Raw genomic sequence first — 11,642 nt, 5'->3', positions numbered from 1 at the left:
ATATGCGCCAAACTCTTATCGCTCCATTCTTTCAAAAAACTGGAGCCGCCAGCGAACTCGACGCGGTACAAAAACCGCTTCACAAACCGCATCGGGAACCTGAATGCCGGAGCGCCCGTCGCCCAAAGAACAGCAGGAAGCGTTGTGATCGCCCCTGCGCCAATTCGCCGCCGGTTGGCTCAAACAAGCTCGTTCACAGCGTCTGGGGCTTTGATGCCTGCAGCCCAGCGGCACCTTTCAGGCTCCAGTGCATTCTAACATCTCCGACGACAGAAAGCGAGGCGATGCATCGCTGGTCACATTGGGTCGGTTATGAAAGTCCTTTCAAACGATTAAGGGCTCGCAAGCGCTACATCGACGAGACTCTGTGCTTCCTGCAGGATTCGCTGGAGATGCTCTTTGCCGTTGAAACTTTCCGCGTAGATCTTGTAGATCGCCTCGGTACCAGATGGTCGCGCTGCAAACCAGCCGCTGGCGGCGATGGCCTTGATACCGCCGATAGCCGCGTTGTTGCCCGGCGCGTGATCGATAACTTGTTCGATCCTCTCGCCGGCCAACCGGTCGCTTTGCAATTGGTCGGGGGACAGCTTGGCCAGCCTGGCCTTCTGCTCAGGAGTGGCAGCCGCTTCGACGCGGTCGAAAGCCGGTTCACCAAGCTCTCGGCTCAGCTTTGTATAGAGTTCGCCTGGATCTCTACCCTGCCGCGCGGTGAACTCCGCAGATAGCAACGCCGGGACCAGGCCATCCTTGTCGGTCGTCCACACCGAGCCATCGCGGCGCAGCAGTGATGCCCCCGCGCTCTCCTCGCCACCGAAACCGAGAGAGCCGTAATAGAGGCCGGCAGAAAACCATTTGAAGCCAACGGGCACTTCGTACAACTGGCGGCCGAGCCGCTCGGCAACGCGGTCGATCATCGCTGTCGTGACTACGGTCTTGCCGATTGCAGCATGTCTGTTCCACTGCGGCCGATGCTGAAACAGATAGTCAATCAATACCGACAGGTAATGATTTGGAGGCATCAATCCACTGCTGCGGGTGACGATGCCGTGGCGGTCGTGGTCGGTATCGCAAGCGAATGCGACGTCGTAGGCGTCTTTTAACCCGATCAGCCGTTGCATTGCGTACGACGACGACGGGTCCATGCGAATCCTGCCGTCCCAATCCACCGTCATGAACGCGAATTGCGCATCGACTTTCTCGCTGACCACTGTCAGATCGAGCTTGTAGTGATCGGCGATGGGCGCCCAGTAATGAACGCCGGCGCCACCAAGCGGATCAACGCCCATGCGAATGCCGGCGCCGCGAATTGCGTCGAAGTCGATGATGCTGCCGAGGTCAACGACATAGGCGTTGAGGTAATCGTGCTCGTGTGTGGTTGCGGACTTACGCGCCTGTGCCAGCGGAATGCGCCTGACGTCTTTCAGGCCGCCTTCGATCAAGGCATTGGCACGGCCCTGCACCCAATCGGTGATGTCGGTATCGGCCGGACCCCCGTTCGGCGGGTTGTACTTTAAACCGCCTGTGTCGGGCGGATTGTGCGATGGCGTGATGACGATGCCATCAGCGAGTCCTCTTTTTCGTCCGCGATTATAGACCAGGATCGCATGCGAGACCGCGGGCGTCGGGGTGAACTCGCCACCGGCCGCGATCATTGTTTCCACGCCGTTCGCGGCCAGCACTTCCAGCGCGTTGTCGAATGCGGGCTGCGACAGCGCATGAGTGTCGATGCCCATGAACAGCGGGCCGCCGATACCGTGGCTCTTGCGGTAGTCGCAGATCGCCTGGCTGATTGCCAGGGCGTGCCACTCGTTGAAGCTGCGCTCGAACGAACTGCCGCGATGGCCGGAGGTACCGAACGCGACGCGCTGCGCCGGCACGCCGGGGTCGGGTTTCAGGTCAGCGTAGGCGACCAGCAGTTTCGGGACATCGACCAAGATCGACTTCGGTGCCGGCATGCCCGCCAGAGGACTGATTTGCTGGCTCATTGGTAGGCTTCTGGTTCTTGGCTATGACGTAGTTGACGAAAGTGACGGAGCGTTCCACAGGCGAATGACCGGTTCATCCAGGTCGTGGTGATAGCCGAGAATACTGAGTGATGCTGTCGTGAGATACAGGTATCGGGCGTCTGCCGCGGGCAGGCCGAGCCAGCGGGCAGTGAGGACGCGCAGGATGTCGCGATGCGCGAAGACGAGCACGTTGCCCCCCAGCGCCCGGATCCGATCGATGACGCGCTCCGCGCGCGCACTGATTGCTTGCAGCGTTTCTCCGTCCGGGCATCCGTCCTTGAACAGACGCCAGCCTGGTCGCTCCGCCTGGATCTCCGCCGTGCGCCTGCCCTCGTAGGCACCGTAGTCCCATTCCATCAGGTCGGGATCAAACTGCGCACAATCGTCAAAACCCGCCAATGCCGCCGTCCGTTGCGCGCGTTGCAACGGGCTGGTGAGCACTTGGACGAAGCTCAAGCCTTGCAACTGCGTGCCCAGCTCTTGCGCATCCCGCTCGCCCCGATCGGTCAGCGGGATGTCAGCGCGGCCCGTCGCCCGCCTGCTGAGGCTCCAGGCGGTCTCGCCGTGCCGGACAAGATAGATCCTTGGAAGGGTACCGCCACTCATGTGCGCTTAGCGCTCTTGGGCCCAGCTTCGTTCACGCCCCATTTCCAGTTGCGGATCTCTGGCATGTCCTCGCCGTGTTGGCGGATGTAGCGCTTGTGATCGATGAGTTTGCTTTCGATGATCTTTTCCAGAGAGGCGGCACCTGGACCCAATCCCGGCACCCGGTCAATAACGGCCTTGGCCAGATGGAACCGGTCGAGTTCGTTGAGCACGACCATGTCGAAAGGTGTTGTGGTCGTTCCCTCTTCCTTGAACCCGTGAACGTGCAGATTGTGATGGTTGGTCCGGCGATAGGTCAGCCGGTGAATCAACATCGGGTAGCCGTGGTAGGCAAAGATGATGGGTTTGTCCCTGGTGAACAGGGCATCGAATTGCTCGTCGCTGATCCCGTGCGGATGCTGGCTCTGCGATTGCAACGTCATCAGATCGACCACGTTGACGACGCGGATCTTCAGGGTCGGAAAATGCTGCCGCAGCAGCTCCACCGCGGCCAGCGTCTCCAAAGTCGGCACATCCCCGGCACAGGCCATCACCACATCAGGCTCGCCGCCGTCGTCGCTGCTGGCCCATTCCCAGATGCCCAGTCCCCGGGTGCAGTGCGCGATGGCTGCGTCCATATCGAGCCACTGCGGCGACGGCTGTTTGCCGGCAACAATGACGTTCACGTAGTTGCGGCTGCGCAGGCAGTGATCCGTCACGGAAAGCAGTGTATTGGCGTCGGGCGGCAGATAGACGCGGATGACCTCCGCCTTCTTGCTCATGACGTGGTTGATGAAGCCCGGATCCTGATGACTGAAACCGTTGTGATCCTGCCGCCAGACGTGGGAGGAAAGAAGGTAGTTCAGAGAGGCGATCGGCCGTCGCCATGGAATATGGTTCGCCACATCGAGCCATTTGGCGTGCTGGTTGAACATCGAGTCGATGATGTGGATGAAGGCTTCGTAGCATGAAAAGAACCCATGCCGGCCTGTGAGCAGATACCCCTCAAGCCATCCTTCGCACTGGTGCTCGCTCAACATTTCCATCACCCGGCCGTCCGGCGCGACGTGGTCGTCGCCCGGAACGATCTCTGCGGTCGAGCACCGGTTCGTCACCTCGAACACCGCACCCCAGCGGTTCGACGCGGTTTCGTCCGGGCTGAAGACTCGGAAAGTCTCGGGATTGAGCTTCACCACATCGCGGATCATCTCGCCCTGAACGCGCGTGGCTTCAGCGTTCACGCCGCCGGTTTGTGGTACTTCCAGCGCATAGTCGCGGAAATCGGGCAGGTGCAGGTCGCGCAACAGAAGACCGCCATTGGCGTGCGGGTTGGCGCCCATGCGGCGCGTCCCGCTTGGGGCCATGTCCGCGAGTTCGGGACGTAGCCTGCCTGCCTCGTCGAAGAGTTCGCGGGGACGATAACTCTCAAGCCACTCTTCCAGAATCCTGACATGTCCCGGATGGCTCATGTCGCCCATCGGCACCTGGTGCGAGCGATAGGTGCCCTCTGTCTGCTTGCCGTCGACCTCCTTCGGGCCCGTCCAGCCCTTCGGCGAGCGCAGGATGATCATCGGCCAGAGCGGACGCTGCCTGAACCCGCTTGAGCGGGCGTCCTGCTGGATCTGGCGGATGCTCTCGACCACGGTATCGAGCGTCGCGGCCATGAGCTGATGCATCTCCATCGGGTCGTTGCCCTCGACGAAGTGTGGCGTATAGCCGTAGCCGCGAAACAGGGAGTCGAGCTCGTCACGGGGAATGCGGGCGAGCACCGTGGGACCCGCGATCTTGTAGCCGTTCAGATGCAGGATCGGCAGGACCGCGCCGTCGCGTATCGGATTGAGGAACTTGTTCGAGTGCCAGCTGGTCGCGAGTGGAGCCGTTTCCGCTTCGCCATCGCCCACGACGCAGGTGACCAGGAGGTCGGGATTGTCGAAGGCGGCGCCGTAGGCATGCGACAGGCAATAGCCGAGTTCTCCTCCTTCATTGATGGAGCCCGGGGTTTCCGGCGCCACATGGCTCGGGATGCCGCCGGGAAAGGAAAACTGCGTGAACAGCTTTTTCAACCCCTGTTCGTCCTGCGAGATGTCCGGGTAGAGTTCGCTATAGGTTCCCTCGAGATAGGTGTTGGCAACCAGGCTCGGGCCGCCGTGCCCGGGACCGGTGACATAGATCACGTTGAGGTCATGCTTGTTGATGACGCGGTTCAAATGGACGTAGATGAAATTCAATCCCGGAGTGGTGCCCCAGTGGCCAAGCAGCCGTGGCTTCACGTGCTCAAGCCTCAACGGAATCTTGAGCAACGGGTTGTCGAACAGATAGATCTGGCCAACCGAGAGATAGTTGGCCGCTCGCCAGTAGGCGTCCATCTTCTGGATGAGGTCGGTCGAAAGCGGCTTGTTCATGGGCTTACTCCTCCGGATGGGCGTGCTGGACGGTTTCGGCGCGGGCAAGCAGTCCGAAAACCGCTTTCGCAATGATTACATCTTCGTCGGTGCGAATGACGCGCACCTGGACGCGCCCCTGATCGGCCGAGATGACTGTCTCGCCGGCAGCGTTCCGGTTCTCGTCCAGTTGGACGTCGAGAAAGCCGAGACCCTCGCAGATGCGCGCACGGATCGCGGGGGCGTTCTCGCCGATGCCACCCGAGAAGACGAGCGTGTCCAGTCCGCCAAGCGCGGCGGCAAATGCACCGATCCACTTCCTCACCTGGTAGCAAAACAACTCGACTGCTTCGGCAGCCCGAACATCGCTCGCCTCGCGACCCAACAGATCCCGCAGGTCGGAGCTCGTTTCCGAAACGCCCAGCAACCCCGAGTCCTGATTCACCATCTGGTGAAACTGCTGAGCGGTCATTTGCTCGGTTTGCGCAAGGTACCAGCCCAGCCCGGGATCCAGATCGCCGGAGCGAGTGCTCATCGGCAGGCCCGCCGCGGGCGTAAAGCCCATGCTGGTATCAACGCTCTTCCCGTCGCGGACCGCTGCGAGGCTCGACCCATTTCCGAGATGACACAGGATCACCCGCCCTTTCGCAGCCTCGGCGCCGGCCAGGCGCTCGAGCTCTTCCATGAGGAACTCGTAGGACAGGCCATGAAAGCCGTAGCGCTCGACCCCCTTGGCCGCAAAACGCCGGGGGATGGCCAGAGTCTTGGCGACCCGAGGCATGTCACGATGAAATTCCGTATCGAAACAAGCTACCTGTGGCAGACCCGGCATCCGCTGATCGACCAATTCAATCATATTGATCTCGGAAGGCAGATGCTCCGGCGCATAGGCGCTGACACGGCGCAGTTCCCGAAGAACTTCCTGCGTGATTTGATGCGGTTCACGATACCTGGCGCCACCGTTTACGACGCGGTGGCCTACTGCCGCAATCGACGAAAGACCGATCTGCTCGGCAAGCCAGTCGAGCAGGAAATCTGTCGCCGAACGATGATCGAGCTCACCGATGCCGCGATTACCCTGCTGCTTCCGGGTGGGGTCATCGAAAGTGAAATGGGTTCCCTGCAGGCCGATGCGGTCGATCTTGCCGCGCAGTCTCTTCCGGGGCTGGTCGCCGTCCATCCTGTACACCGCGAACTTGATGCTCGAGGAGCCCCCGTTGATCGTGAGGATGCACGCGCCGGGTGACATCAATCGAACCCCTCTTGCGCATGTAGCCCTGCGTAGGTCGTCCGCGCTGCTGAATGCGCCGAAGTCATGATCCACCGGCTCCATGCTCCGCGTGGCCGACGCCACGCGTTGCGGTCCATTGACCGAGGTAGATCCGCAGGAAGCCGAATACCGCGCCGATCGCGATCGCGGCGTAGAGGACGATGGCGGGATCGCTTTGCAGTTTCATCGCAGTGAAGGCCGCGAGCACCGCCGCGTCGGAGCCAATCGCCGCCAGCAGCACAGCGCCCGCGGCACCGATCTCTTGCCGTCGGTACCGGAACACGCCCCAATGGATGGTCATGTCCATGATCAGGTAGAAAAATGCGCCCAGCGACGCGATGCGGCCCAGATCAAAGAATACGGCCAGCGCCGAAGCGATGACGACAGTGTAGATCAGCGTGTGGCGCTGGATCGGACCCGACATGCCGAAATGGCTGTGCGGGATCAGCTTCATGTCGGTGAGCATTGCCAGCATCCGCGACACCGCGAAGACACTGGCCAGCAGTCCCGAAGCGGTGGCCACCGCCGCGAGAAGCACGGTCAAGAGGAACCCCGCCTGGCCCAGGGCGGGCTCGGCGGCCTCGGCCAGCGAATAGTCGCGCGCTGCGATGATCCGGTCGATGGTGAGGCTCGATCCGACGCCGAAAGCCACAAGCAGATAGACGACGACGCAGAGCGCGATGGAGATCATGATGGCCCGGCCGACGTTGCGGTTCGGTTCGGTGATCTCGGCGCCGCTGTTGGTGATCGTGGTGAAGCCCTTGAAGGCGAGTATGGCCAGCGCCACAGAAGCGACGAAGCCGGTCGCGGTGAAGTCCCGGCCGGTCTCAGAGGCGGCGGCGAAGGAAAATCCGCTCGCCCACAACGCCGCGATCCCGAAGAGCGCGATGCCGCCGATCTTGAGCGTGGCCATGACCAGCGAGAACAGCCCGACCGACCGGTTGCCGGCAATGTTGACGAGGAACGCGAACAGGATCACCGCAACTGCGAGGATCGGCACGAGCGGCCCGCCCGTTATGTCGAACGGTCGCAGCACATAGGTCGCGAAGGTGCGCGCCACCAGGCTTTCGGCGATGACCATGCTGAGCGCCATCAGCAGCGCCGCACCGGCGGTGACCGCTCCCCGCCCATAGCACTTCTGCAGGATCATCGCGATTCCGCCCGAGGAGGGCCAGGCGTTCGACATCTTGATGTAGCTGTAGGCGCTGAGCGCGGTCACGATGGCGCCGACGATGAAGGACAGCGGAAACCAGGGTCCCGCCAGTTCGGCGATCTGACCGGTCAGGGCAAAGATGCCGGCGCCGATCATCACGCCCGTGCCCATCGCGACCGCACCGTGCAAGGTGATGCTGTTTTCCTTGTACTGCCCTTGCATTCGGGGCTGGCCCGTCGACGGAGTCATAGTTTTGCGCGCTTCAACAGTTGCGCGTTGATGGCCACAACTACCGTGCTCGCGGACATCAGGACCGCGCCCACCGCGGGCGTCAGCAGTATGCCCCAAGGCGCCAGAACGCCGGCGGCAAGGGGGATCGCGAAGATGTTGTAACCCGCCGCCCACCAGAGATTCTGGATCATCTTGCGGTATGTGGCGCGGCTCAGGGTGATGATCCGCGGGATGTCGCGGGGATCGGATCGCACCAGCACGATATGCCCGGCCTCGACGGCGACATCCGCGCCCGCACCGATCGCGATCCCGATATCGGCCGTGGCCAGGGCTGGGGCGTCGTTGACGCCATCGCCGATCATTGCGACCTTCTTGCCCTGAGCCTGAAGCTCGCGGACCTTCGAGGCCTTGTCCTCGGGCAGCACTTCCGCGAACACGGTATCGATGCCCAGCTCCCTGGCGACGGCATCGGCCACGGCCTGCGCGTCGCCGGTCAGCATGGCAACCTCGATCCCCCGTTCATGCAGCGCCGTAATGGCTTCGCGGCTCTCCTCGCGGATCGCGTCCGCCACGGTGTAGACGGCCAGGGCCTTGCCTTCGCGGACGAGATAGATGGCAGCCCGTCCACTGTCGGCCGCCGCCTTGGCCGCCTCCAGCAGCGCCTGCGGTACCTGCACATTCTCGGCCTTGAGCAGAGCCGGGCCACCCATGTGGTATTCGGTGCCGGCGATCGTCGCCGCCACCCCCTTGCCGGTGATTGCGCGGAAGCCTTCGGCGACGGGCACGTCTATGCCCTTGTCCTGTGCGGTCTTCACGATGCCCCGGGCGATCGGGTGCTCGGATTCGGCTTCGATGCCGGATGCGATCCGAAGCGCCTCGTCCTCGGCCAGCCCATCCGCGACAGACATCGCCACGACCCGGAACTCGCCAAGCGTCAACGTGCCGGTCTTGTCGAAGATCACGGTGTCGAGGTTCCTCGCCTCCTCGAGTCCGCGCCGGTCGCGCACCAGAAGCCCGTTGCGGGCGCCCAGCGTCGTCGAGATGGCCACCACCAGCGGCACGGCCAACCCAAGCGCGTGCGGGCAGGCGATCACCAGCACCGTCACCATCCGCACCACGGAGAAGTCGATCGCTGCGCCGACAGACTGCCACACCACGATGGTGATGGCCGCGGCGGCGATCGCGACGAAGGTCAGAAGCCGGGCTGCGCGATCTGCAAGGTGCTGCGCTCTGGACTTGGACTTCTGGGCATCGGCCACGAGTCGCATGATGCCGGAAAGCTTGGTTTCCTCTCCGGTGCCGGTGACCTCGACGCGCAGAGACCCTTCTCCGTTGATCGTGGCGGCGATCACCTCGTCGCCTTCCCGCTTTTTCACCGGCCGGGACTCGCCGGTGATCATGGCCTCGTTGACGTCGCTCTCTCCCTTTCGCACGGTCCCGTCGGCGGGAATGCTCTCCCCCGGATGCACCAGAACGAGGTCTCCGTTCCGCAGCGCGCTGACGGCGACCTTCTCCTCGCCCCCGTCGGTGATCCGCGTCGCGGTATCCGGAAGGAGCTTCGCGAGTTCCTTCAATGCGCCTTCGGCCTGGTTGATGGACCGCATCTCGATCCAGTGGCCAAGCAGCATGATCGTGACCAGCGTCGCCAGTTCCCACCACAGGGCACTCGCCTCGATCAGCTCGAGCTGAACCACCCAGGAAAACAGGAAAGCGACGGAGATCGCGAGCGAGATGAGGGTCATCATCCCCGGCAGCCGGGACCGCAGTTCCCGCCAGGCCCCCTGCAGGAACACGAGACCGCCGTAGAGGAAGACGACCGTGGAGAGCACGGGGCCGATCCACTCCGATCCCGGAAACGCGGGGGCCCGGTAGCCGAGAAGGTCCTGGATGTGGGCCGACCAGATAACCACCGGAACCGTCAGGGCAAGCGAAAGCCAGAAGCGGTCCCGAAACATCGCGGGCGAGTGGCCCGCGTGCTTGTCATGGTCCTGGTGTCCTGAATGGCCCGATGCCGGTCCTGGACTCTCTGGTGATGCTCCGGCCGTCGCGTGGCTTTCGTGCCCCCTGCCGGTCGAAGCGGCAGGCGGCGCATCGACGCCGGGACCAGGCCGCCGAACCAGGGATTTGATGTCGGCGACCTTTATGCGGGTCTCGTCGTATTCGACCGTGGCGTTTTGCGACGCGTGATCCACGGAGACGCTTTCGACGCCCGGCACCTCGCCGATCCGCCGTCCCACTTCGTCCGGGCCCAAGGCTGTCAGCAAGTCGCCGACGTCGATTGCGATTGTTTTCATCGTGTTCTCCTTAGGCGGGCGCCAGTACCGGTGTCAGGTGTCCGCGTTATTCGGCTATCTGCCGGAACAGACCGGGATAGCGGTTGAAGGCGAGCTTCTGCACCAGCGAGCCGTCCACGGTGACGATCTCTGCAGTGATGCTCCCGTCAGGCGCAGTGCCGATCTCGCCGAGCCTCAGACGGGGATTGCCAAGATTGGTCAACTGCTGCTCGAGCAAGGCGCGGACGCGATCCTCCGTCATCTCCTCCGGTGTGCCGTTCGGCGTTCCGAGGAGGATGCCCTGACCACCCATCATGCCGGGCATGCCCATTCCTGCCTGGCCGTTCATCATCATTCGCATCATCGGGCACGCCATCATGCCTGCGATGGGCATCTGACCGGCCATGCCTGGAACCGCGCCACCCTCGGCCATGCCCTGGCCTGCCATTTCGCCCATCATCATGCCGGTCATTGCACCCTGACTCATCATGCGCTGCATCATCTGCATCATCTCCGGCGTCATCATGCCCATGCCGGGCATGCTTCCGGGTGCGGCTGCTGAGGGCGCGTCACCGGGCGCCGGGCTAACTGGCGGAGCGTCCTGGGTTTCTTCCGGGTGGTGTTCGTCCTGTGGCTGTGCGCTGGTTTGGGCTGCGACCGATGCTGCGGTCCCGATAAGTAGCAAACCCGCGAACAGGGCCGCCTGAAGGTTTCGTGTTCTCACGTTTCGTACTCCTTGGTTGATGAGATGGAAAAATCGCCACAGTCACCACCTGCTCGAACGAAGCAGATCGGAGGGGCGCGGCAGGAAAGCCGGAACCGCACTGGCATAGCGGCGGTATTGGTCACCGAAGGCCGCCTCCACTTCGCGCTCCTCGGTCCTTGCGAGCCGCCAATACATGACCAGAAGCACTGGCAGCATCAGACCCGTCACCAGCGTTGGCCACTGCAGGAAAAATCCGATCATGATCAGCGCGAAGCCGAGATACTGCGGATGCCGCAAGCGGGCGTAAGGGCCGGTCGTCGCGAGCAATCCCTTCTTCTGCGCATCGTGCAGCACCCGCCAAGCGGCGGCGATCAGTATGAAACCGCCGCCAATGAGGACGTAGCTCAGCAGATGGAACGGGCTGAAATGCGGATTCATGGACCAGCCGAACAGGGCTGGCCAAAGATGTCCTGCATCGTGCGAGAGCGGATCGAAAGCCGGCACGGTGCTGCCGAGCCAGCCTGCCAGCAGATAGAGCGTCAGCGGGAACCCGTACATCTCGGCGAACAGGGCAACGATGAAGGCCGAAAAGGCCCCGAGCGAGCGCCAGTCGCGCGTCGTTTCGGGCTTGAAGAAGCTGAAGGCGAACAGGATGAAGATGCCCGCGTTCAGGGCCGCCAGAAACCACAGGCCATAGGCGGGAACGTCACCGTTCATCGCTGCCACCACCGTGACCACCATGGCCACCGTGACCTCGATGCATGAAGAAGTGCATGCCGCCGCAGACAAGCAGGAACAGGAGCGGCCAGGCTCCCAGAAGGTGAACCCGGTGCTCGAAAACAAGAAGGACGCCGCCGACGGCGAGAAACACGCAGATCGCAAGTCCGGCCGGTGTTTTCAGAAACGGCTGGCGCCGATCTTCGTCTGCCTTTGGCTCGGCGGGTGAGTGATCGTGATGGGTCATGACCCTGCGCCCTCGTGACGGGGGCACTTTGAAAACAGCAGCGAAGAAGCCGCGCCGATCATGCCTGCGGTGT

General features: G+C 62.8%; 9 protein-coding genes. All 9 read right to left on the bottom strand.

Annotated elements, in window-relative coordinates:
* Positions 1-332: 332 nt before the first annotated feature.
* The gene (pgm, locus tag AL346_RS10555) at positions 333-1,985 is read right to left on the bottom strand and encodes a phosphoglucomutase (alpha-D-glucose-1,6-bisphosphate-dependent) (RefSeq protein WP_019400692.1); all 1,653 of its coding nucleotides are present in this window, start codon (positions 1,983-1,985) and stop codon (positions 333-335) included.
* A 21-nt stretch (positions 1,986-2,006) separates the two neighbouring features.
* A complete protein-coding gene (locus AL346_RS10550) occupies positions 2,007-2,612 on the bottom strand; it encodes a histidine phosphatase family protein (RefSeq protein WP_019400693.1) in 606 nt (201 codons plus the stop codon).
* Positions 2,609-4,993: a phosphoketolase gene (locus AL346_RS10545; protein WP_019400694.1), complete on the bottom strand. Its 2,385-nt coding sequence runs from the start codon at positions 4,991-4,993 to the stop codon at positions 2,609-2,611. The genes AL346_RS10550 and AL346_RS10545 overlap by 4 nt, the downstream gene beginning before the upstream one ends.
* A 4-nt stretch (positions 4,994-4,997) precedes the next feature.
* Positions 4,998-6,221 (bottom strand): acetate/propionate family kinase, encoded by a 1,224-nt coding sequence (locus tag AL346_RS10540; RefSeq protein WP_019400695.1) that lies wholly within the window; start codon positions 6,219-6,221, stop codon positions 4,998-5,000.
* Positions 6,222-6,285: 64 nt separating this feature from the next.
* Positions 6,286-7,617 (bottom strand): APC family permease, encoded by a 1,332-nt coding sequence (locus tag AL346_RS10535; protein ID WP_050996453.1) that lies wholly within the window; start codon positions 7,615-7,617, stop codon positions 6,286-6,288.
* Positions 7,618-7,640: 23 nt separating this feature from the next.
* Positions 7,641-9,920, bottom strand: a complete 2,280-nt coding sequence (locus tag AL346_RS10530) for a heavy metal translocating P-type ATPase (protein ID WP_082312489.1) — start codon at positions 9,918-9,920, stop codon at positions 7,641-7,643.
* Between the two features lie 46 nt (positions 9,921-9,966).
* The gene (locus AL346_RS25015) at positions 9,967-10,431 is read right to left on the bottom strand and encodes a hypothetical protein (protein ID WP_053193622.1); all 465 of its coding nucleotides are present in this window, start codon (positions 10,429-10,431) and stop codon (positions 9,967-9,969) included.
* Between the two features lie 234 nt (positions 10,432-10,665).
* Positions 10,666-11,346, bottom strand: coding sequence for a methyltransferase (locus tag AL346_RS10520; protein WP_019400699.1), 681 nt, complete (start codon positions 11,344-11,346; stop codon positions 10,666-10,668).
* Positions 11,312-11,569, bottom strand: a complete 258-nt coding sequence (locus AL346_RS24610) for a DUF2933 domain-containing protein (RefSeq protein WP_082312487.1) — start codon at positions 11,567-11,569, stop codon at positions 11,312-11,314. Before AL346_RS24610 ends, AL346_RS10520 begins: the two co-directional genes overlap by 35 nt.
* Positions 11,570-11,642: the final 73 nt, after the last annotated feature.

It is taken from the genome of Chelatococcus sp. CO-6 (genome assembly GCF_001271345.1).
Taxonomy (GTDB): Bacteria; Pseudomonadota; Alphaproteobacteria; order Rhizobiales; family Beijerinckiaceae; genus Chelatococcus_A; species Chelatococcus_A caeni.
Note: the sequence above shows the minus strand (reverse complement) of the source record. Positions and strands in the feature narration are given on the sequence as shown.